The 20583-nt window shown below is 67.7% G+C and carries 20 protein-coding genes; 8 read left to right on the top strand and 12 right to left on the bottom strand.

Features of this window, described 5'->3' with window-relative positions; translation table 11 throughout:
- Positions 1-20: 20 nt before the first annotated feature.
- The 5 genes from VG561_RS19475 to VG561_RS19455 all read right to left on the bottom strand — a co-directional run bounded on the left by VG561_RS19475 (position 21) and on the right by VG561_RS19455 (position 4901).
- Complete coding sequence (locus VG561_RS19475) at positions 21-905, bottom strand: epimerase (RefSeq protein ID WP_423179908.1); 885 nt, start codon at positions 903-905, stop codon at positions 21-23.
- Positions 902-1840, bottom strand: coding sequence for a 2-dehydropantoate 2-reductase (gene panE / locus VG561_RS19470; protein ID WP_053496507.1), 939 nt, complete (start codon positions 1838-1840; stop codon positions 902-904). Before panE ends, VG561_RS19475 begins: the two co-directional genes overlap by 4 nt.
- Before the next feature lie 187 nt (positions 1841-2027).
- The gene (locus VG561_RS19465) at positions 2028-2795 is read right to left on the bottom strand and encodes a hypothetical protein (RefSeq protein WP_041863959.1); all 768 of its coding nucleotides are present in this window, start codon (positions 2793-2795) and stop codon (positions 2028-2030) included.
- A gap of 349 nt (positions 2796-3144) precedes the next feature.
- Positions 3145-3936 carry an ABC transporter permease gene (locus VG561_RS19460; RefSeq protein WP_014038898.1) on the bottom strand — a complete coding sequence of 264 codons (792 nt, stop codon included), beginning with the start codon at positions 3934-3936 and terminating at the stop codon, positions 3145-3147.
- Positions 3933-4901 carry an ABC transporter ATP-binding protein gene (locus VG561_RS19455; RefSeq protein WP_005411567.1) on the bottom strand — a complete coding sequence of 323 codons (969 nt, stop codon included), beginning with the start codon at positions 4899-4901 and terminating at the stop codon, positions 3933-3935. Before VG561_RS19455 ends, VG561_RS19460 begins: the two co-directional genes overlap by 4 nt.
- Positions 4902-4985: 84 nt before the next feature.
- Between VG561_RS19455 and VG561_RS19450 the strand changes: the two genes are divergently transcribed.
- On the top strand, positions 4986-5735 hold the full coding sequence (locus VG561_RS19450) for a ferredoxin--NADP reductase (RefSeq protein WP_423179907.1): 750 nt from the start codon (positions 4986-4988) through the stop codon (positions 5733-5735).
- Between the two features lie 190 nt (positions 5736-5925).
- On the opposite strand, the gene VG561_RS19445 is transcribed toward VG561_RS19450, so the two are convergent.
- From VG561_RS19445 to VG561_RS19435, 3 genes are all read right to left on the bottom strand, one after another.
- Positions 5926-7095: a lytic polysaccharide monooxygenase gene (locus VG561_RS19445; RefSeq protein WP_142235043.1), complete on the bottom strand. Its 1170-nt coding sequence runs from the start codon at positions 7093-7095 to the stop codon at positions 5926-5928.
- Between the two features lie 181 nt (positions 7096-7276).
- The gene (locus tag VG561_RS19440) at positions 7277-8446 is read right to left on the bottom strand and encodes a lytic polysaccharide monooxygenase (protein ID WP_423179906.1); all 1170 of its coding nucleotides are present in this window, start codon (positions 8444-8446) and stop codon (positions 7277-7279) included.
- Between the two features lie 191 nt (positions 8447-8637).
- Positions 8638-9165: a DUF1203 domain-containing protein gene (locus tag VG561_RS19435; protein WP_423179905.1), complete on the bottom strand. Its 528-nt coding sequence runs from the start codon at positions 9163-9165 to the stop codon at positions 8638-8640.
- A gap of 296 nt (positions 9166-9461) precedes the next feature.
- Here VG561_RS19435 and VG561_RS19430 point away from each other — a divergent pair, with 296 nt between their 5' ends.
- Genes VG561_RS19430 through VG561_RS19420 form a run of 3 tightly spaced genes read left to right on the top strand, consistent with a single transcriptional unit; the run spans position 9462 to position 12912 of the window.
- Positions 9462-10988 (top strand): alpha/beta hydrolase, encoded by a 1527-nt coding sequence (locus tag VG561_RS19430; RefSeq protein ID WP_423179904.1) that lies wholly within the window; start codon positions 9462-9464, stop codon positions 10986-10988.
- Positions 10985-11731 carry an ATP-binding cassette domain-containing protein gene (locus VG561_RS19425; protein WP_049442045.1) on the top strand — a complete coding sequence of 249 codons (747 nt, stop codon included), beginning with the start codon at positions 10985-10987 and terminating at the stop codon, positions 11729-11731. Before VG561_RS19430 ends, VG561_RS19425 begins: the two co-directional genes overlap by 4 nt.
- On the top strand, positions 11728-12912 hold the full coding sequence (locus VG561_RS19420; protein ID WP_053496393.1) for an ABC transporter permease: 1185 nt from the start codon (positions 11728-11730) through the stop codon (positions 12910-12912). Before VG561_RS19425 ends, VG561_RS19420 begins: the two co-directional genes overlap by 4 nt.
- Positions 12913-12935: 23 nt before the next feature.
- On the opposite strand, the gene VG561_RS19415 is transcribed toward VG561_RS19420, so the two are convergent.
- Together VG561_RS19415 and VG561_RS19410 are read right to left on the bottom strand one after the other, a co-directional pair.
- Complete coding sequence (locus tag VG561_RS19415; RefSeq protein WP_032959053.1) at positions 12936-13646, bottom strand: transposase; 711 nt, start codon at positions 13644-13646, stop codon at positions 12936-12938.
- Positions 13647-13745: 99 nt separating this feature from the next.
- Positions 13746-14543, bottom strand: a complete 798-nt coding sequence (locus tag VG561_RS19410; protein WP_423179903.1) for an AraC family transcriptional regulator — start codon at positions 14541-14543, stop codon at positions 13746-13748.
- 77 nt (positions 14544-14620) lie between these two features.
- On the opposite strand from VG561_RS19410, the gene VG561_RS19405 reads away from it, so the two are divergent.
- Entirely contained in the window at positions 14621-14875 is a 255-nt protein-coding gene (locus tag VG561_RS19405; protein WP_032959056.1) for a hypothetical protein, read from the top strand.
- Between the two features lie 84 nt (positions 14876-14959).
- Here the strand turns inward: VG561_RS19405 and VG561_RS19400 are convergent, their stop codons facing one another.
- Both VG561_RS19400 and VG561_RS19395 read right to left on the bottom strand, forming a co-directional pair.
- Positions 14960-15973 (bottom strand): energy transducer TonB, encoded by a 1014-nt coding sequence (locus VG561_RS19400; RefSeq protein ID WP_014648799.1) that lies wholly within the window; start codon positions 15971-15973, stop codon positions 14960-14962.
- A 201-nt stretch (positions 15974-16174) separates the two neighbouring features.
- Positions 16175-16816, bottom strand: coding sequence for a TIGR00645 family protein (locus tag VG561_RS19395; protein ID WP_019661669.1), 642 nt, complete (start codon positions 16814-16816; stop codon positions 16175-16177).
- Between the two features lie 110 nt (positions 16817-16926).
- Between VG561_RS19395 and VG561_RS19390 the strand changes: the two genes are divergently transcribed.
- The 3 genes from VG561_RS19390 (at position 16927) to VG561_RS19380 (ending at position 20546) form a co-directional block, all read left to right on the top strand.
- Positions 16927-17616 carry a glutathione binding-like protein gene (locus VG561_RS19390; RefSeq protein ID WP_014648797.1) on the top strand — a complete coding sequence of 230 codons (690 nt, stop codon included), beginning with the start codon at positions 16927-16929 and terminating at the stop codon, positions 17614-17616.
- 163 nt (positions 17617-17779) lie between these two features.
- Positions 17780-20005 (top strand): S9 family peptidase, encoded by a 2226-nt coding sequence (locus VG561_RS19385; RefSeq protein ID WP_423179902.1) that lies wholly within the window; start codon positions 17780-17782, stop codon positions 20003-20005.
- Positions 20006-20030: 25 nt separating this feature from the next.
- On the top strand, positions 20031-20546 hold the full coding sequence (locus VG561_RS19380; protein WP_142235050.1) for a cytochrome c oxidase assembly factor Coa1 family protein: 516 nt from the start codon (positions 20031-20033) through the stop codon (positions 20544-20546).
- Positions 20547-20583 lie beyond the last annotated feature (37 nt).

Here is a 20583-nt window from a genome sequence, read left to right as displayed (position 1 = left end):
CCCCCGCCCCCCCCCCGGCACTACTGGAGCAGGTCGCGCAGGCCCTCACGGTAGCTGGGGAACCGCGGCGCCCACGCCAGTGCTTCACGCGTGCCACGGCTGTCGATGCGCTTGTTGCTCTGGTAGAAGCGTCGCAGGGTCGGGCTGAGTGCAGGGTCGTCCCATGCCACGGCAGGTGGCATCGCAAACCCGCCCAGCTGCGCGGCGAAGGCCAGTACCTCCTGCGGCGGTGCCGGCTCGTCATCGGCCGGCAGATACAGGCCATCCACGCACGGCCGCTGCATCGACGCGATAACGACCGTCACCAGGTCATCCACGTGCAGCCGGTTGAATAGCAGCCCGGGACGCACTACGTGGCGGGCACGTCCCTGCGCCAGCTGCAGCAGCGCATTGCGCCCCGGCCCGTACAGGCCGGGCAGGCGGAACACTGCCGATGCGATGCCGCGTTCTCCTGCAAGCGCACGCCATTGCGCTTCGGCCCGCAGGCGCTGCACGCCGGCTGCTTCAGTGGCATCGGCTGCGCTGCGCTCGTCGACCCAGCCGCCGGTGCGGTCGGCATACACCGAAGTGGACGACAGATAGCCCACCCAGCGCAATGCCGGGCTGGCCCGCAGCGCGGGCAACAGCAGGCGCAGTGCAGGATCGCCATCGGCATCGGGTGGCACGCTGCACAGCACGGCCTCGGCCTGTGCGATCTCATCGAGCAGGGCGGGCGATGGCGTGGCATCGGCAGCCAGCGGATGGCGACGCAGACCATCGCGTGGTGCCGATGCGGGATCGCGTACCGTGCCGGCGACGTGTGCGCCCAATGCCTGCAGATGTCGGGCCAGCGCACCGCCACTCCAGCCCAGCCCGAGGATCAGCACCCGCGAGGGCAATGCACTGGCGGCAGAGATGAAGCTCACGCGCCGCGCAGTGCCTGGTAGGCCTGCAGGCTGCTGTAGGCGACCTGCAGCAGCAGGGCTTCCTGGTCGGCCTTGCGCGCGCGGGCCAGCATGTCGCCGACGATCTGTTCGGCCTCCACCTGCTGGCCGGCTTCCAGGTCACGCAGCATCGATGCCTTCAGTGCCGAGCCGGCCTGGGTCAGGGTGCCGCGCGCGGTGTCCTGCGCGGCCTCGGGAACCGGTTCACCGGCGGCTTCGGCCACGGCCAGGCATTCGTCGTACAGGCCGCGCACGATCGCCTCGCCATCATCGGTGGCAACGATGGTGCCGATGTCGGCGCGCAGCAGGCAGGTCGCCGCCGCCAGCGCGGTAAGGAAGGTGTACTTGATCCATTGTTCCTGGCCGATGTGTTCGCTGGCCAGGTGATCAAGATGGGCCTGCGCGCAGACCGCAGCGAAGGCGCGCACGCGCGTCGAAGCCAGGCCGCCGTCGCGCTCGCCGAAGGTGAGCTTGGCCGGTTTGCCCAGGTGCAGCACCGCACCGTCGGGGGCCTTGGTGGCGCTGATGAAGCACAGGCCGCCAAGCACGGCGTCGCGGCCGAAGCGCGCGTCCAGTGCGTTGTAGTGATGCAGGCCGTTGAGGATCGGCAGCACGGTGGTGCCTGCGCCCACGGCCGGGGCAATGGCGTCGATCGAGCTGTCCAGGTCGTAGGCCTTGCAGCTGAGGATGACCAGGTCGAACGGCTTCTGCGCGGCCAATGCGGGCAGTGCATCAGCGGTGACATGCTGCACGGGGAAGCTGGCATCGCCGAGCGGGCTGCGGATGACCAGGCCGTCGCGATCCAGCTGGGCGGCGCGCGCGGGGCGCACGAGGAAGGTCACGTCCACACCGGCCTGGGCCAGGCGACCACCGAAGTAACCGCCGGTACCGCCGGCGCCGAGGATCAGGATGCGCATTGCACGTTCACCGTGTTCTGGGGAATCAGGATTTCGATTGTGCCGGAGATCGCGGCCAACGGCGGTGCCCCTCGTGGTGGTTCGCGGAAAGCACGGTTCAGCGGGGTTGGCCGGGTGCGGCCACCACGGAAAACAGATCAGGAGCGGAAGCGGGTCGCTCGCTGCGCGAGCGCGTGTAGAACCGCGCTCAGGGCAGCTGTTCGCTGAAGCCTTCGGTGTATCCCAATAGAAGCGTGGTGCGGGAGGACAGCGTTGCAGCCAGTTGTGACCAGGTGTCGTGCGTTCCGGCAGCGTAGACGCGCTGCAGGTCCGCGACCAGAGCGTCCGCTTCCGCAGGCGACGGCGCGCTGTCACGCTGGAAGCCCAGCCACGATGCGCCAAGCCCGAACAGGCGGTAGTCGTAATGCTCTTGCAGGTGCCGGATCAGGGCGTGGTTCTGGAATATGTTCCAGTCCGCGCTGAAGTAGCCGTTGGGCAGGGCGGCGATCAGCAGGTCGTCACGATCCACGGGCACCTGTTGCACGCAGACCACCTCGTCGACGATGAGATCCGGTGCGGCATTGGCCGCGACCAATGCCTCGATGTCTGCGTCATTGCACATCAGCGTGCCCGCCAGCGTGCTCCATTCCAGCCGATGCGTCGAATGCTCAAGCTGCGCGACCACATGCGCCAGCAACCGCCCGCGTGCCGCCAACGCATCGTCGGGGGTCGCCGGGTCTTCGTCCTCGTAGAGCGCGATGCGCGCGTCGTCTGACGCGTGCATGCTGGTGTAGCGGCACTGGCCGGCATCATCGAGCGTGCACAGGTAGCGATACCGGGGATCAGCCGCGTGCCGCGAGGCCAGGTATTCCAGCACCTCATCCAGCGTGGGTGAATCGCCCAGCAACGCATGGCTGAAGGCATCGATGGGGCCGTCCGACACGGCTTTGTCCAGCGCAATGGAAGTGATCTTCATCGCCACAGCCTAGCTGCAATCCCGAACGAGAAAAGCGGAACATCGGCTTTGCCGTGAAAGCTCCATCCACGCATGGCGTCGATCCGTCGTGTCGACCAAGGTCGACACCTACCAACAGCAGCGCAGAACGACATCCCGGCAGATCGCCGGAATTTGTCGAAGGCGGGGTGGGTCCGATTGCGGGGGTGTCCGCGGCCTGGATGCCGCGGCCAAGCCCCCAGGGATGGGTTTACGGCGTCCCCCGCAATCGGACCCACCCCGCCAACCCAAGGAATGCCAGCTTTTGCCGTTGCCGTTGAAGTTGACGTTGATTCGGCGGGTGCAGGGCCGCAGGCCCTGCAGGCCACCCTTAGCTGCGCATGCCCACGCCACGGCGCAGCAGCCACAACGCCAGCGCCGTCAGCGCCACCACGAAGCCGATCATCAACCCATAGGCCACCGGCAGCGGCACATCGCTGCTGCCCAGCAGGCCATAGCGGAACGCATTGACCATGTAGAAGATCGGGTTCGCGTGCGTGGCCGCTTCGGCCCAGCCCGGCAGCAGCTTCACCGAATAGAACACGCCACCCAGGTAGGTCAGCGGGGTCAGGATGAAGGTCGGCACGATCGCCACGTCGTCGAACTTCTTCGCATACACCGCATTGATGAAACCGGCCAGCGAGAAGATCGTCGCGCCCAGGATCACCGTGGTCAGCATCACCAGCGGGTGCGGAATGCGCACCGGGGTGAAGAACATCGCGATGATCAGCACGATCACGCCCACCATCAGGCCGCGCAGCACGGCGCCGGCCACGTAGCCCCACAGGATCACCCAGTTCGGCATCGGGCTGACCAGCAGCTCTTCCACGTGGCGGCCGAACTTGGCACCGAAGAACGAGGAACTGATGTTGCCGTAGCTGTTCTGGATCACGCTCATCATCACCAGGCCCGGCACGATGAACTGCATGTACGTGTAGCCGCCCATGTCACCCACGCGCGACCCGATCAGGTTGCCGAAGATCAGGAAGTACAGGGTCATGGTGATCGCCGGCGGCACCAGGGTCTGGCCCCAGATGCGCATGATGCGGGCGACTTCGCGGCGCACGATGGTCATCAGTGCGATGCGGTTGCGCTGGCCGTCGGTCAGCTCGGTGGTGCTCATGCAGGCTTCTCCAGGTTGCCGGTGAGGCGCACGAACAGCTCCTCCAGGCGGTTGCTCTTGGTACGCATCGAACGCACGCGGATACCGGCCTCGTTGAGCGTGGCGAACACGCGGTTGAGGTCCATTGCGCGCGGCATGTCGATGTCCAGCGTGTGCGGGTCCGGCGCGGTCAGGGTCGCGCCCTCGATCACCGGCAGCTGCGCCGGCAGGTCACCGTCGATGTCCAGCAGGAAGCCCTCCACGTCCAGCTTGGCCAGCAGGGTGCGCATCGGCCCCTGCTCGACGATCTGGCCATGGTTGATGATCGCCAGGTGGCGGCACAGGTACTCGGCTTCTTCCAGATAGTGCGTGGTGAGGATGATCGTGGTGCCGGCAGCGTTGATCTCCTTCAGCACGCGCCACATGTCGCGGCGGATCTCGATGTCCACGCCGGCGGTCGGCTCATCCAGGATCAGCAGGCGTGGGCGGGTCATCATTGCGCGGGCGATCATCAGCCGGCGCTTCATGCCGCCGGACAGCGTGCGGCTCATCACCTGCGCCTTTTCCCACAGGTGGGCCCGCTTCAGTTCCTCTTCGGCGCGCTGCTCCGCTTCCTCGCGCGGCACGCCGTAGAAGCCGGCGTAGTTCACCAGGATGTCGAAGGGCTTTTCGAACAGGTTGAAGTTGATTTCCTGCGGCACCAGCCCGATCAGGCGCATGGTGGCGCTGCGGTTGCGCACCAGGTCGCTGCCGAACACCTCCACCTGGCCCTCGCTGAGGTTGACCAGGGAGCTGATGATGCCGATCAGGGTCGACTTGCCGGCACCGTTGGGGCCCAGCAGGGCGAAGAAGTCGCCCGGGGCCACTTCCAGGGAAACCCCCTTCAGGGCCTGGGTGCCGTTGTCGTAGGTCTTGCGCAGGTCGCGCACGCGCAGGGCGGGCGCCGTATCGTTCTGGGATGCCAAGCTCGAAGCCTTCGCGCCCATGGGCTGGCGCTGGAGAGGGGCGGGGAGGGGCTATTATAGAAGACCCCGAGGGCTTGCCCCGGCTACACACTGTCCCGAAAAGTCGTGCCTGTTCAATTCCCCCTCAAGCTGGTCGGCCGCCGCATGCTGGCCCCGACCGTCGGCCACTACCAGTTCGTGCGTGACGATGGGCAGCCGCTGGATTTCCAGCCCGGCCAGTTCATCCAGGTCCATTTCAGCTACGCCGATGGCACCGAAACCAAGCGCAGCTACTCGCTGGCGACCATTCACGACCACGCACTGGGCCCGGGCGAGGCGGTGGATATCGCGGTCAGCTTCGTGCCCGGTGGCGCCGCCACCGCGCTGTTCGAGGCGCTGGAGCACGGCGGCCAGATCAGTGCGTCCGGCCCCTACGGCCGCTTCTGCCTGAATCCCGGTGACCACAATGCCCGCTACCTGCTGATCGCCACCGGTACCGGCGTTACCCCGTACCGCTCGATGCTGCCGCTGCTGGAAAAGGCCATGGCCGAACGTGGTGCGCAGATCGTGCTGCTGCAGGGCGCGCGCAGCCCGGGCGAGCTGCTGTACAGCGAGGACTTCTACAGCTTCGCCGAAAAACACCCGAACTTCCGCTATGTTCCATGCCTGTCGCGCGAACTGCCCGCCGATCCGCATCCGGACGTGCAGTACGGTTACGTGCAGCAGGCGCTGGCCGGTTTCACGCCGGACCCGGCCACGGACATCGCCTACCTGTGCGGCAACCCGGACATGGTGGATGCCTGCGCCGAGCTGCTGAAGGCCGCCGGCCTGGGCAACCCGCAGATCCGCCGCGAGAAGTACGTCAGCAGCAAGTAAGTCCGGCTGGTGCCGGCCGCTGGCCGGCAACCCCACGAACCCCGGTAGTACCGGCCGCTGGCCGGCAACCCCACGAACCCCGGTAGTACCGGCCGCTGGCCGGCAACCGCATGAACCCCGGTAGTGCCGGCCGCTGGCCGGCAACCCTGGAAACCGGAGGCGACCCCACGCCGCCCCCGGTGCCCTGCCTTCAGTACTCGATCCAGGCATCACGCCAGGCAGAGCCGGTACCCGGGCGGTAGGCCTCTGCATTGATGTTGCACCAGGCGCCTTCCGGGAACGGGCGGCAGGCATACAGCTTGCCGTCGGTGCCCTTCACCACGGTCTGGCCCGGCGTGTAGCTGCCGATACCCGCGGGGTATACGAAGTCGTAGTCGTCAGCCGGCGGCGGATCGATCGGATCGACCGGATCCGGCACGCGGGTATCGAGCTGGAACAGGTGGCCTGGCTTCAGATAGACGCGGTTCCCGGTAGCCGAGGCGACGGGCGTGATCACGCCGTTCTTCATCACCCCCACGCGCGCCTGCTGCGCAGTGCCATTGACCTTGTGGGCCAGTGCCAGCGGCCACTGGTTCGCAGCGGTCTGGCCGGCGGCAAGGGTGATCTGCGGGCTTTCCAGATCGTTGCCCTGGGCGTTGAAGACCCGCAGGGTCAGGATGGTGCCCACGTCCAGCGCACCACGGGCAGTGACCGGACCCGCGTCCTGCCACTGCGGCGGCGGGGTCACACCACCGCCCCCCTCGAAGCGCACGTCTGCGCAGGTATAGAACGCCTCGCCCGAATCCGAGCGCTGCCAGGTGTTGTAGATGATGTGCTGGCCGCTGCGCTTGGGTAGCGGGCAGTCCAGCTTGTAGACGTCACCGGAGACCGGCACGTTGCCCAGCGTGCAGAATTCCTGCAGGTCGGCCCAGCGCAGCGGGCTGCCCGGTTGCCAGCCATCGCGGGTGACATAGAACTTCCACTCGCGGGTGGCATGCGGGGCCGGCGCCTTGAACTCGAACGTGTAGCGGCCACGGGCGTCGGCACGGATCGGCGAGGTCTGCCAGTCACTGCGGTTCAGATCCAGGCCGCGGTACTTGCTGTTGCCGCCGCTGCACAACTCGCCATCGGGCACGACGGCCTGGTGGTTGCCATGGGCCTCGGCCTGGTTGATCCCGGCCCAGTCATAGAACGGTTGCGCACCACCGATGGCCTTGGCGGCAGCGCAGGCGGGGTTGGTCGGATTTTCGGGATTGCCCTGGTAACAGGCATAGACACGGCTGGCGGGTTTGGACAGGGTGCCGTGGGCGAACGCGCTGCCAGAGGTGGCAATGCCTGCGATCACAGACAGCGCGATGACGGTCCGGTGTGACAGATGCATGGAGATCTCCTGTGGGTGGTGAAACCCTGCGAAGTCTCGGCATCCCGCCCGCCCGCATCCATCGGATTACGTTGAAAAAAGCATCGCGTGGTTGCATATGGGAACGGCTTCACACTCACGCGCTGGCGCGTCTCACGCTATGCAGGGAACGGCGCTCTGCCACCGTTCCCTGTACCCGGTCTCAGTATGCAATCCACGCATCGCGCCAGGCCGCACCCACACCCGGCCGGTACGCCTCGGCGTTGACGTTGCACCATGCACCTTCCGGGAACGGGCGGCAGGCGTACAGCTTGCCGTCGCTGCCCTTCACCACGGTCTGGCCCGGCACATAGCTGCCGATGCCCGCCGGGTACACGTGGTCGAAATCACCGCCCGGTGACGGTGTACCCGGGTCGGGCACCTGGGTATCGAGCTGGAAGCGGTTGCCGTCCTTCAGGTACACGCGGTTGTCGGTGGCCGAGGCGGTCGGCGTGATCACGCCATTGGCAAGCACGCCCACGCGCGCGTGCTGGGCACTGGCATTGACCTTGCGGGCGAGCACCAACGGCCACTGCGCGGGTGCGGTCTGGCCGTTGGCCAGGGTGGCCTCCACACGTTCGACGTCATTGCCGTTGGCGTTGAACACGCGCAGCGCCAGCGTCGTGCCAACCGGCAGCTCACTGCGTGCGGTGACCGGGCCGGCGTCCTGCCATTGCGGTGCCGGTGCGGTCCCTCCGCCGCCCTGGAAGCGCACGTCCATGCAGGTATAGAACGCCTCGGTCGAATCCGAGCGCTGCCAGGTGTTGTAGATCACATGCTGGCCGGTGCGCTGCGGCAATGTGCACTGAAGCTTGTAGGTGCCGTCGGCCGACAGCGGCGTATTGCCCAGCATGCAGAACTCCTGCAGGTCGGCCCAGCGCAGCGGGCTGCCCGGCTGCCAGCCTTCGCGGGTGACGAAGAAGCGCCAGTCGCGCGTGGCGTGTGGTGCGGTCGCCTTGAACACGAAGGTGAACTTGCCATTGGCATCGGCCTGGATCGGCGTGGTCTGCCAGTCACTGCGGTTCACGTCCAGGCCGCGGAAGGTCGGGTTGTTGCCGCTGCACAGCTTCCCGTCGGGCACCACGGCCTGATGGTTGCCGTTGGCGTTGGCCTGGTTGATGCCGTTCCAGTCGTAGAACGCCTGTGAACCGCCGATGGCCTTGGCCGCGGCACAGGCCGGGTTGGTCGGATTCTCGGGATTGCCCTGGAAGCAGGCATAGACGCGGCTGACCGGCGTGGTCATCGTGCCGTGGGCGAACGCGTTGCCGGCCAGGCACAGGCCCGCAGCGGCGAACGAGGTGGCCAGCAACAGCGGTGGGGATCGGAATGACATGGCGCATCCTTGTGGTCGTCGAAAGGGAACGGTGACCGCAGGAGCTGCGCTGCGCGGCGGACTTTCGGCGGCACCACGGCGAGTATCGAGTCGCACTGCAGGCGACGGAACCATCGCAGTGCCGATCCGTGACTGCGCATGTGAAGCCCTTCCCGCAGGCTTCACGCAGGGCTGAACGGATGCGCTGGACGTCACGTGACCGGCGTGGCATCGATCACGTCATGGAGATCACGCGACGCAGTCCCGCTAGCCACCCGATCTGCCTGGCACGAGAAACAGCCATGCGCCGCGTTGTGCAGCTGCACGAACGCCACCGACGGGTCGGCAAACAGTGCATCCAGGTGGTCGGCCACCTCGGTGCCCGCGCAGACCTGGGCACCGCACATCAGCGCGGCGTGGTCATAGGCACGCATCGAGATCATCCGGCGCTGCACATACGGGGGCACCTCGCCCGGCGGCAGGACGCAACGGGTCACGCCGCGCTGCACGAAGATCGGGCCGGCGGCGCGGTACGGCGAATGCAGCGGCAGGTGGACGTGGGACAGCAGGAGCAGCTCGCTGCCAGGCGCGGGGTCGCTCAGGCTGATCCGGCAGGGATGTCCGCCGTTGGCGCCGGCCCAGCGACGCTGGATGCCGAGCGTGGCGAGCGCGCTGTCGCTCATCTCGAACAGGTGCAGGAACGGGCGGTGGTCGATGCCGCCGAGGTACCACGCGTGCATGGGCGTCTCCTTGGGTTTTCCGCGGATTGTGCGCATGCGCCGGTCGCCGTGCTCGCCGTTTTCAGACCCCGCATCGCCGTCGGGCCGGAACACTGGCCCTTGGGGTGCTGCTGGCCGCCGCCGATGCCGCCCTGCACGGGCCAAGGCCGAGCGCGGGACTGCCAGGTCTGCGCGCCGTCGGCGGCGGATTCGTCATTGCCCATCGCCGTCGGCGCGCTGCCCGTGTAAGTTGGGTCACATCTTCCACGGCAGCCCGTCGTGGTCGACAGGAACGTCCTCCAGGGGAAACGAGCACGATGCAAAGACACCACCTCGCGCTGGCCGGGATGCTGGCCAGCCTGATGCTTGCCGGGTGCAGCCAGCCGCCGCCGGCCGCCGCCGGAAGCGCCAGCGATGCACCCAGCCGCCGCTTCGGCACGATCGACTTCCAGCCCTGCACGTTGTCCACCGAAGGCGCCAGCGCCAACGTGGAGGCGCAGTGCGCCACCCTGCAGGTGCCGGAGAACCGGGCCCAGCCCGATGGCCGCCGGATCGGCCTGCGCATCGCCTGGCTGGAATCGGGCAGCAGCGGCGCCAGCCAGCCCGACCCGGTGTTCTTCCTGGCCGGCGGCCCCGGCCAGGCGGCCAGCGAGGTGGCGGTCATCGTCGATACCGCACTGCGCCAGGTGCGCAAGCAGCGCGACGTGTTCCTGATCGACCAGCGCGGCACCGGCGGCTCCAACCCGCTCAGCTGCCTGGGCGCGGACGGCAAGCCGCTGCAGATGGACGAGGATGCCGCGCCTTCCGAGGTATCGCTGCGCGACTACGCCCAGCGCTGCGCCGCATCGCTGCAGGGGCGTGCCGATGCGCGCTTCTACACCACCACCGAGGCGATCGCCGATCTGGATGCGGTGCGTGCGGCGCTCGGTGTGGACCAGCTGAACCTGGTTGGCGGCTCCTACGGTACCCGCGTGGCCCAGCGCTATGCCGGGGCCTATCGGCAGCACACCCGCAGCATCGTCATCGATGGCGTGGTACCGAACGAGCTGGTGGTCGGTGGCGACTTCGCGACCACCTTCGAGGATGCGATCGCCCTGCAGTCGGCGCAGTGCCGCAAGGATGCCGCGTGCAGCAAGCGTTTCCCGACCGACACCCGCGTGCAGCTGCGCAGCGTGGTCGACACCCTGCGCCGTGCACCGGTCTCGGTCGAGTATCGCGACCCGGGTACCAACGCACCGCGGCAGGATGTCCTGACGCCGGACAGCGTGGTCGGCCTGGCCTTCGCCTTCTCCTACGTGCCGCAGTATTCCTCGCTGCTGCCACTGGTGCTGGATGAAGCCGCACACGGGCGCTATGCCCCGTTGGCATCGCTGGCGCGCGGCGCGAACCGCAGCATGGATTTCCAGATCAACCGCGGCATGCAGTGGTCGGTGATCTGCAGCGAGGATGCGCCGCGCTACCACGCGCCGGCCGAGGACCCCGAGCGGCTGTTCGGCAACGAAGTGGCCAGCGCCTTCTTCGCCGCCTGCCCGGTGTGGCCGCACCGTCCGGCGCCGGCAACCGATGCCGTGCCGCTGCGCAGCGACGTGCCGGCACTGCTGCTGTCCGGTGAGCTGGACCCGGTGACCCCCCCGCGCTACGCCGCACAGGTGCTCAAGGGCCTGCCCAATGGCCGTGCGCTGGTCGCCCGTGGCCAGGGCCATGGCACGTTGACCGCCGGCTGCATGCCGCGGCTGCTCGGCCAGTTCATCGACAAGACCGATGCCAAGGCGCTGGATGCCGGCTGCCTGGACACGCTGAGCTACGTGCCGGCGTTCACCTCGTTCAACGGATGGGAACCATGATCGTCGCCGACAACCTGCACAAGGCCTTCGATACCCGCACGGGCCGCATCCAGGCCGTCGCCAACGTCGGCTTCCGCGCCGGCGATGGGCAGATCACCGGCCTGCTCGGCCCCAACGGTGCCGGCAAGACCACCACCATGCGCATGCTCTACACGCTGATGACCCCTGACCAGGGCAGCATCAGCGTCGATGGCATCGATGCCGCCGGCAATCCGGTGGAGGTACGTCGCCACCTGGGCGTACTGCCCGATGCGCGCGGCGTCTACAAGCGTCTGACCGCGCGCGAGAACATCGCCTACTTCGGCGAGCTGCATGGCCTGTCGGCCGAGCGCATCCGCGAACGCATCGAGGTGCTGTCGCACGCGCTGGACATGGGCGACATCCTCGACCGGCAGACCGATGGCTTCTCGCAGGGCCAGCGCACCAAGACCGCGATTGCCCGCGCGCTGGTGCACGATCCGCGCAACGTCATCCTCGACGAACCGACCAACGGCCTGGACGTGATGACCACGCGCGCGCTGCGCCGCTTCCTGCTGGGCCTGCGCGAAGAGGGTCGCTGCGTGATCCTGTCCAGCCACATCATGCAGGAGGTGGGCGCGTTGTGTGACCACATCGTGATCATCGCCAAGGGCACGGTGATGGCCGCCGGCAGCGCCGACGAACTGCGTGCACAAGCCGGTGAAGCCAATCTTGAGGACGCGTTCGTGAAACTGATCGGCAGCGAAGAGGGCCTGCACGCATGAGCATGATGTCGACCCTGATGACGGTGATGCGCAAGGAACTGCGCGACCTGTCGCGTGACCGCCGCACGCTGCTGCTGACCCTGCTGTTCGGGCCGCTGCTGTACCCGGTGCTGCTGCTGGGCATGGGCAAGCTGGCCGAGAGCCGGGTGCGCACCCAGATCGAGGAGCCGTTGCAGATCCCGACGATCGGCGCGGAGAACGCGCCGAACCTGGTGCGCTTCCTCGCCGCACAGGGCCTCAATGCCGCACCGGCGCCGAAGGACCTGGCCGAGGCCATCCGCAGCCAGGATATCGATGTGGCGCTGCGCATCAGCGGGGACTTCGGCAAGGACTGGGCCGAGGGCAAGCCGGCGCTGGTGGAGGTGATCAAGGACAGCACGCGTCGCGCGGCCGAGGTACCCAGTGCACGCCTGGAGGCGGCGCTGGCCACCTACAACGGCCAGGTCGGTGCCTTGCGCCTGATGGCACGCGGCATCGATGCACAGGTGGCACGCCCGCTGGACGTGGCGCGCCAGGACCTGGCCAGTGCCGAGGCCAAGCGCGGCATGATCCTGTCGATGCTGCTGCCGGTACTGCTGACGCTGACCTCGTTCATCGGTGGCGCCTACCTGGTGATGGACGCCACCGCCGGCGAGCGCGAGCGGCAGTCGCTGGAACCCCTGCTGGCCACGCCGGGCTCGCGCAGCGCGATCGTCAGCGGCAAGATCGCCGCCGCCTGCGTGGTCGGTTTCGTGTCGCTGCTGCTGACCCTGGTCGCGTTCAAGGTGAGCGCGCAGATCGCACCCGGCAACATCGGCCGCCAGTTCAACATGAACGTCGGCTCGATGCTGCAGATGCTGCTGGTGATGCTGCCGATGCTGCTGATCGGTACTTCGCTGCTGACCTTCCTGTCGGCCGCGGCCAAGAGCATGAAGGAAGCACAGAGCCACATGACCTGGCTGATGCTGCTGCCGATGCTGCCCGGCTACGCACTGGTGGCCTATCCGCTGAAGAGCGAACTGTGGCAGTACGCCGTGCCGTTCCTGTCGCAGAACCAGATGCTGCTGAAGGTGATCCGCCACGAGACCATCACCCCCGCAGTCTGGGCGATCTACCTCGGCGCCAGCCTCGGCTTGGCCGCCGTGCTGTGGTTCGCCGCCGTGCGCCGCTACCACAACGAGCGCCTGGCCATCTCCGGTTGACCCCAAAAAGGGGACGGAGGGGATTAAGTCGTTTCTGCCCCTCCCGTCCCCTCCTTGCGCGGGCGGCCTTGTCTTCGCATCGCCACCGGGCGCCCGAGCGTCTTCTCTACCATCCGCAGGAACGCAGCATCCCCCAACGGACGCTGTTTGGCGCTATGACTGCGGATTGCGGGCAGATCGGCGGACGCATTCACATCGCGCAGGAATCGCGCATACACCGCCGTCCTGTTGCGAGCGGTCGCGGCCAACGCTCTGAATGCGGGATGCGGGGTCAGCATGGGGTCATCGCGTCGTTGAAGGTTGCCGTGCACGCTGGACCACGGATGATCTTCAGCACTGACCGCAATGCCGGCACGAACGGGATTGCGTTCGATGTAGCGGTATACGCTGAGCAGGTAAGCGTCGCTGTCGATCATCGAGGAATGGAAGCGGCCCTGCCACAGGGGACCGGTGCGGCCGTGCCGCTGGTTGAAAGCCTGCACATAGTTGTTGCCCTGCATGCGCATTGCATCGGCCAGCCCACGCTGCGTGGATGGCGTGGCCAGCAGGTGGATGTGGTTGTCCATCAGTACGTAGGCATGCAGTGCGACGCGGTGCTTGAGGAAAGCGCTGTGCAGCAGATGCAGGAACAGTTGCCGGTCGATGTCGTCGACAAAGATCGCACCCTTGTTCACACCGCGCTGGATCACGTGATAGGCCTGGCCGGCCAGCATCAGGCGCGCTTGTCGGGGCATGGGATTCCCAGGTCGAAGGGGGCCTCAGCCTGGCATCGGCACCGTGGCGTAGGGCATCAGGTAATGCCGCGCAGGCGTATCGGAGGAGTCAGAAGCGACTTAATCCCCTCCGTCCCCTTTTGCGTACCGCGCGGGCGTTACCCCCATCTCGCGCTTGAACACGTTGATGAAGGAACTGGGCGTGTCGTAGCCCATCGACAGGGCGACGCTGATCACCGGTTCGCCTGCCAGCAGGCGTGGCAGTGACAGCAGCACGCGCAGGCGCTGCCGCCACTGGCCCAGGGCCATGCCTGTTTCGGCCTGCCAACGGCGGGCGAGGCTGCGGCTGGACAGTCCGCTGGCGGCTGCCCACGCTTCGACGCTGCGCAGGTCGTCCGGCGAACGCGCCAGCGCCGCCGCGATCCGCCGCAACCGGCGATCCCGCGGCTGTGGCAGGGCAAGTGGCAAGGGAGTGCTGGCACGGATCTCATCGGCGATGACGCCGGCCAGGCGTGCCTGCGCAGCGTCCAGTGCCTGGTGTGGCCACCTCAGCGCGCGCGTCATCGCTGCCTGCAACAGCGCGTTGGGCTGGAAAATGCGCGGCTCGGCGGGCAGGTCCAGGCCGGCATCGGCGCGGACGTACAGGCTCCAGCCATCGAACCCGTCTGCCCCGAGCAGCGCATGGGGCAGCAGCGGCGGTATCCAGGCAACGTGCCCGGCCGGAAGCAGCCACTGCAGATTCCCGGCTTCGATCCGCAACAGGCCCTGATGGGCGCCCAGCAATTGACCGCGCCGGTGTTGGTGGCGGGCGGTGCGCCGCCTCCCGGGCACGCGCAGCTGGCCGGCCAGCACGATGGGGCCGCCGTCGGCGTCCGCCAATGCCGGATCAATCAAGCCGGTCGGTGTCTGATCTGCCATATCCAATGGCAGTTATACGGCAGAACTGCCGATGACCGGGCGTCACACTGGGCTCCCGATCCCACAGGAGCATCACCATGCAGCCGCAGGACATTCTTCCCGACCATCAGAACGAGGTGCAGGTAAACGGCCTCACCGTGCGCAAGGGCAGCGTCGGCGCCTTCCTCGCCAGCGTCCGTGACTGGCAGGACCCCGCCAGCGATGACGCCACCCGCGTCACCGCCGAAGCAGATCTGCGTGGGCTGCTGCCGGGCCTGCATGCGCTGGGCCTGTTCCAGGTGCTGGCCGCGCGCGATCCGGCACTGCAACGCCTGATCGACAGCCTCTCCTGAAACGAACACGGCCCGGACATGCCGGGCCGTGTCCTCATTGCGGGGGGCGGAAATGACTTAATCCCCTCCGTCCCCTTTTTGCGGTCAGGTGCCGCCCGGGGCGAATACCAGGGTCCGGCGGGTGGTGACCGGTGCGCTGACCGGCTCGAAGCGCCAGCGCTTGACCGCGTTCATGGCCTCGCGATCGAAGACGCGCGATGGCGTTGCGCGCAGCACACGGGCGTTGGTCACCGAACCGTCGGTCCCGACGGTGATTTCCACCAGCACTTCGCCGGAGGTGCCTGCACGCAGTGCCTCGGACGGATAGCGCGGCGCCGGGGTGCTGACCGGGCGCAGGTTCGGCGCCGCAGCGGCCGCTGGAGCCGCGGCCTGGCGTGCGGCACTGGCCTGCTGGGCGGCGGCCTGCTGCTGCTTCAGCTCGGCTTCGCGGCGCGCGGCGGCCTGGCGCTCGGCTTCCTGGCGCTCGTTGTCGCGGCGGGCGGCATCCTGCTGCGCAGCGATCTGCTTGGCCGCGTCGGCTTCCTTGGCACGCTGCTCGGCCAGGCGCTGCTGTTCGGTCTGCTGCTTGCTGCGGTCCTCGGCGTCCTTCTTGGCCTTCTCGGCTTCGGCCTCGGTGCGCTTGGCCGCGTTCTGCACGCCCTTGGCCAGGCCGTCCTTCAGGCGCGGCAGGGCCGGCGCGGATGCATCCACCTTCTCGATCAGCGCCACCAGCCGCTGCGCTTCGGTGTAGTCCTCGCGCCCCAGGTGCTGCTCGGCGGCGATCAGGGTGTACGGCAGCAGGTCGGTCAGCGCGCTCTTCACCGAGGCGTCGTCCGGGGTCTTGTCGCGCAGGGCGAGGTAGTACTCGATGGCGTTGTCGCCGGCCGGCGCGTACATGCGGTTCTCGCGCAGGGCCTGGCTGGCCGACTCACGCAGCTGCTCGGTGCCCATCGACTGCACTTTGGCGGCGACCACCGGTGCGGCCGGTGCAGCGGCGGTGGGGGCGGCGGCCGGAGCCGGTGCTGCGGATTCTTCCTTGCCCGAGCAGGCGGCCAGCGCCAGTGCCAAGGCAACCGGCAGCCACCGGCGCGCGGCGGTGATCGTTGAGACGTGCGACATCCTGCTCCCCTTTAGAAGACGACGTGACGTAAATCATTGATATGCATGGCCGGGACCCGTGGTCCAGGCGCGGCAGGGTGGCGTTTCCCGACGCCACCGCCGGCAACGGCGAGGATGCAATCTAGCATCCCGGCCACCGCCCCGCACAAGGGGTGGTGGCCGGGTGGGGCCGCGGCGATCATGTCGTGGCCGGCGGCGACCTCAGTGGTCGTGTGCCTTGTCGTGCGACTTGCTGTGGCCGTTGGACATCAGCTTGTCGGTCCAGGCGATGCCGATCGCCGACAGGATGAACACGCAGTGGATGATGGTCTGCCACAGCACGCCTTCCTGGGTCATGGTCGTGCAGGTATCGACGCCAGCGTTGTAGAAGCTGGTCGAAGCCGAAGACACTGCTGCCGCCCATTGTTCCGGCTTGCACAGTGGCAGTCCCTTCAGCGCGCTGGTGGCAATGAAGGTCTTCAGCAGGTGGATCGAGGAGATGCCGATGATCGCCATCGCCAGCTTCACCTTCAGCACGCTGGCGTTGACGTGGCTCAGCCATTCCGGCTGGTCCGGGTGGCCTTCCAGGCGCAGGCGCGAGACGAAGGTCTCGTAGCCGCCGACGATCACCATCACCAGCAGGTTGGAGATCATCACCACGTCGATCAGGCCCAGCACGATCAGCATGATCTGCTGTTCGCCCATCGACACCGAGTGGGACAGCAGGTGCCACAGTTCCTTGCCGAACAGGAACACGTAGACGCACTGGGCAAGGATCAGGCCCAGGTACAGCGGCAGCTGCAGCCAGCGCGAGGCGAAGATCAGCGAGGACAACGGGGACAGGGGACGAGGACTGTGGCTCATGCAGGACAGTGCGTTTCGGGGGAGCCGCGAGGTTACCGGCCCGCCATGACGGTGCCAACCCAACTCACGCACTAGACTTCAGGTTCCTTTCCGCACCCCGAGCCGACGCCATGATCGACCTGTATTACTGGCCCACCCCGAACGGCCACAAAGTGACCCTGCTGTTGGAGGAAGCCGGCCTGGAGTACCGCATCCACCCGGTCAACATCGGCTCGGGTGACCAGTTCAAGCCAGAGTTCCTGGCCATCTCGCCCAACAACAAGATGCCGGCCATCGTCGACCACGCCCCGGCCGATGGCGGTGCCCCGCAGAGCGTGTTCGAGTCCGGTGCGATCCTGCTGTACCTGGCCGAGAAGACCGGCCGCTTCCTGCCCAGCGACCCGCGCGGCCGCGTGACCACCCTGGAATGGCTGTTCTGGCAGATGGCCGGCCTGGGCCCGATGAGTGGCCAGATGGGCCACTTCAACGTGTACGCACCAGAAAAGATTCCCTACGCGATCGAGCGCTACGACAACGAGGTGCGCCGCCTGCACGGGGTGATGGACAAGCGCCTGGCCCAGCACGCCTTCCTGGCCGGCGACGAGTACACCATCGCCGACATGGCCAGCTACCCGTGGATCGGCGCCTACGACAAGCTGCCGGTGGACTTCGCCGCGTTCCCGAACCTCAAGCGCTGGCACGAGGCCATCGCCGCGCGCCCGGCCACCCAGCGCGCCTATGCGCTGCGCCAGCAGGTGAACCCGAACGCCGGCAAGCCGCTCAGCGACGAAGAGCGCAAGCACCTGTTCGGCCAGCGCTGACCCGCCGCGGGGTCGGATCCCTTTGCAACGCAAAGGGCCCTGACCCCAGCACCGCAGCATGGGCAGAAGGTCATGCTGCCTTCCTGCACGGGCTTGGTTAGGATGGGGGAACGACCGCCCCGCGCCCGCCGCCGGGCGGACCTGCCGTTTGCCGGGATCCTCCATGCGCCACCTGTTCGCTTCGCTTGCCCTCATGCTCGCCACCAGTACCGCCGCCCACGCCGAAAAGCTGACCCTGGAAGCCATCACCGGCCCGCTGCCGCTGTCCGGCCCGACCCTGATGAAGCCGAAGGTGGCGCCGGACGGTTCGCAGGTCAGTTTCCTGCGCGGCAAGGACAGCGACCGCAATCAGCTGGACCTGTGGACCTACGACATCGGCAGCGGCCAGACCCGCCTGCTGGTTGATTCCAAGGTGGTGCTGCCCGGCACCGAGACCCTCAGCGATGAGGAAAAGGCGCGCCGCGAGCGCCAGCGCATCGCCGCGATGACCGGCATCGTCGATTACCAGTGGTCGCCGGACGCACAGCGCCTGCTGTTCCCGTTGGGCGGCGAGCTGTACCTGTACGACCTCAAACAGCAGGGGGCGGCGGCCGTGCGCCAGCTGACCCACGGTGAGGGCTTCGCCACCGACGCCAAGCTGTCGCCCAAGGGCGGCTTCGTCAGCTTCATCCGCGGCCGCAACCTGTGGGTGATCGACCTGGCCAGTGGAAAGCAGCTGCAGCTGACCCGCGACGGCAGCACCACCATCGGCAACGGCGTGGCCGAGTTCGTCGCCGATGAAGAGATGGACCGCCACACCGGTTACTGGTGGGCACCGGACGATTCGGCCATCGCGTTCGCGCGCATCGACGAGGCACCGGTGCCGGTGCAGAAGCGCTACGAGGTCTACGCCGACCGCACCGATGTGATCGAACAGCGTTACCCGGCCGCCGGCGACGCCAACGTGCGCGTGCGGCTGGGCGTGATCGCACCGGCCGCCGAGGCACAGCCGCGCTGGGTCGATCTGGGCAAGGAACAGGACATCTACCTGGCCCGCGTCGATTGGCGCGATGCGCAGCACCTGAGCTTCCAGCGCCAGTCGCGCGACCAGAAGCAGCTGGACCTGGTGGAAGTGGCACTCGACTCCAACCGCCAGCGCGTACTCGCCCACGAGACCAGCCCGACCTGGGTGCCGCTGCACAACAGCCTGCGCTTCCTTGAAGACGGCAGCGTGCTGTGGTCGTCCGAGCGCACCGGCTTCCAGCACCTGTACCGCATCGACAGCAACGGCAAGACCACCGCGCTGACCCACGGCAACTGGCCGGTGGACGAGCTGCTGGCGGTGGATGAGACGGCCGGCAAGGCCTACTTCCGCGCCGGCATCGAAAGCCCGCGCGAAAGCCAGATCTACGCGGTATCGCTGCAGGGCGGCGAGCCGCAGCGCCTGTCGAAGGCGCCGGGCATGCACAGCGCCAGCTTCGCCCGCAACGCCAGCGTCTATGTGGACAGCTGGTCCAACAGCACCACGCCGCCGCAGATCGAGCTGTTCCGCGCCAACGGCGAGAAGATCGCCACACTGGTGGAAAACAACCTGGCCGATCCCAAGCACCCGTATGCGCGCTACCGCGACGCGCAGCGCCCGGTCGAGTTCGGCACGCTCACCGCCGCCGACGGCAAGACGCCACTGCACTACAGCCTGATCAAGCCGGCCGGCTTCGATCCGTCCAGGCGCTACCCGGTGGCGGTGTATGTCTATGGCGGCCCGGCCAGCCAGACCGTCACCGACAGCTGGCCCGGCCGTGGCGACCATCTGTTCAACCAGTACCTGGCCCAGCAGGGCTACGTAGTGTTCTCGCTGGACAACCGCGGCACCCCGCGCCGCGGCCGCGACTTCGGTGGTGCGCTGTACGGGAAGCAGGGCACGGTGGAAGTGACCGACCAGCTGCGCGGCGTGACCTGGCTCAAGCAGCAGCCGTGGGTGGACCCGGCGCGCATCGGCGTGCAGGGCTGGTCCAACGGCGGTTACATGACCCTGATGCTGCTGGCCAAGGCGTCGAACCAGTACGCCTGCGGCGTGGCCGGCGCCTCGGTCACCGACTGGGGCCTGTACGACAGCCATTACACCGAGCGCTACATGGACCTGCCGGCGCGCAACGACGCCGGTTACCGTGAAGCGCGCGTGCTGACCCACATCGATGGGCTGCGCTCGCCGTTGCTGCTGATCCACGGCATGGCGGACGACAACGTGCTGTTCACCAATTCGACCAGCTTGATGAGCGCGCTGCAGAAGCGCGGCCAGCCGTTCGAGCTGATGACCTACCCGGGTGCCAAGCATGGCCTGTCCGGCGCCGATGCCCTGCATCGCTACCGTGTGGCCGAAGCCTTCCTGGGGCGCTGCCTGAAGCCTTGAAATACAGACGGGAAGGAGCCCGCCGATGACACTGCCGCCGCCGATTCCCACCCACGGCCCGAAGCCCGCCGGCTGGTGGTCCCGCCACTGGCGCTGGGCGATGCCCGTGGCCGTGCTGCTGGTGCTGGCCGGGGCCGGTGGCACGGTGGCCTGGAGCGTGCTGCGCTGGAGTGAGGCGGCACGCGAGAGCCCACCGATGCGCGAGGCGATGCGTCGCGCCGGCTGCAGCATCGCACTGGTGGAAGCCTTCGGCGAGCCGCTGCGTACCGAATCGATGCCGCTGGGCAGCATGCAGACCGCGCTCAACGGCCAGCGCGATGTCGGCCTGACCGTGGCCCTGGAAGGTCCCCGCGCACACGGCCGGTTGTTCGTGAAGGGCACCCGCAGTGACGACGTGTGGGACTACCCGGTGATGTACGTGCTGGGCGAGAACAAGCAGACCTTCGACCTGACTGCGCTGGATGACGATGAGGCCGCGCAGGAATGCGAACTGCAGGCCTGCCGCGAACGCGGCGAATGCCCGCTGACCGCAGCGTTGTGACCTCCGGCCGATTGTCGCCACCGCGCTGAGCGCGTAG

This window comes from Stenotrophomonas sp. CASM110, assembly GCF_049384345.1.
Taxonomy (GTDB): domain Bacteria; phylum Pseudomonadota; class Gammaproteobacteria; order Xanthomonadales; family Xanthomonadaceae; genus Stenotrophomonas; species Stenotrophomonas muris.
This window is presented reverse-complemented; position numbering and strand designations above follow the sequence as displayed.

Coding starts and splice junctions, on each gene's coding strand:
- panE (WP_053496507.1), bottom strand. CDS start 1,840: ATGCGCATCCTGATCCTCGGCGCCGGCGGTACCGGCGGTTACTTCGGT.
- VG561_RS19465 (WP_041863959.1), bottom strand. CDS start 2,795: ATGAAGATCACTTCCATTGCGCTGGACAAAGCCGTGTCGGACGGCCCC.
- VG561_RS19460 (WP_014038898.1), bottom strand. CDS start 3,936: ATGAGCACCACCGAGCTGACCGACGGCCAGCGCAACCGCATCGCACTG.
- VG561_RS19455 (WP_005411567.1), bottom strand. CDS start 4,901: ATGGGCGCGAAGGCTTCGAGCTTGGCATCCCAGAACGATACGGCGCCC.
- VG561_RS19445 (WP_142235043.1), bottom strand. CDS start 7,095: ATGCATCTGTCACACCGGACCGTCATCGCGCTGTCTGTGATCGCAGGC.
- VG561_RS19440 (WP_423179906.1), bottom strand. CDS start 8,446: ATGTCATTCCGATCCCCACCGCTGTTGCTGGCCACCTCGTTCGCCGCT.
- VG561_RS19435 (WP_423179905.1), bottom strand. CDS start 9,165: ATGCACGCGTGGTACCTCGGCGGCATCGACCACCGCCCGTTCCTGCAC.
- VG561_RS19430 (WP_423179904.1), top strand. CDS start 9,462: ATGCAAAGACACCACCTCGCGCTGGCCGGGATGCTGGCCAGCCTGATG.
- VG561_RS19425 (WP_049442045.1), top strand. CDS start 10,985: ATGATCGTCGCCGACAACCTGCACAAGGCCTTCGATACCCGCACGGGC.
- VG561_RS19420 (WP_053496393.1), top strand. CDS start 11,728: ATGAGCATGATGTCGACCCTGATGACGGTGATGCGCAAGGAACTGCGC.
- VG561_RS19415 (WP_032959053.1), bottom strand. CDS start 13,646: ATGCCCCGACAAGCGCGCCTGATGCTGGCCGGCCAGGCCTATCACGTG.
- VG561_RS19410 (WP_423179903.1), bottom strand. CDS start 14,543: ATGGCAGATCAGACACCGACCGGCTTGATTGATCCGGCATTGGCGGAC.
- VG561_RS19405 (WP_032959056.1), top strand. CDS start 14,621: ATGCAGCCGCAGGACATTCTTCCCGACCATCAGAACGAGGTGCAGGTA.
- VG561_RS19400 (WP_014648799.1), bottom strand. CDS start 15,973: ATGTCGCACGTCTCAACGATCACCGCCGCGCGCCGGTGGCTGCCGGTT.
- VG561_RS19395 (WP_019661669.1), bottom strand. CDS start 16,816: ATGAGCCACAGTCCTCGTCCCCTGTCCCCGTTGTCCTCGCTGATCTTC.
- VG561_RS19390 (WP_014648797.1), top strand. CDS start 16,927: ATGATCGACCTGTATTACTGGCCCACCCCGAACGGCCACAAAGTGACC.
- VG561_RS19385 (WP_423179902.1), top strand. CDS start 17,780: ATGCGCCACCTGTTCGCTTCGCTTGCCCTCATGCTCGCCACCAGTACC.
- VG561_RS19380 (WP_142235050.1), top strand. CDS start 20,031: ATGACACTGCCGCCGCCGATTCCCACCCACGGCCCGAAGCCCGCCGGC.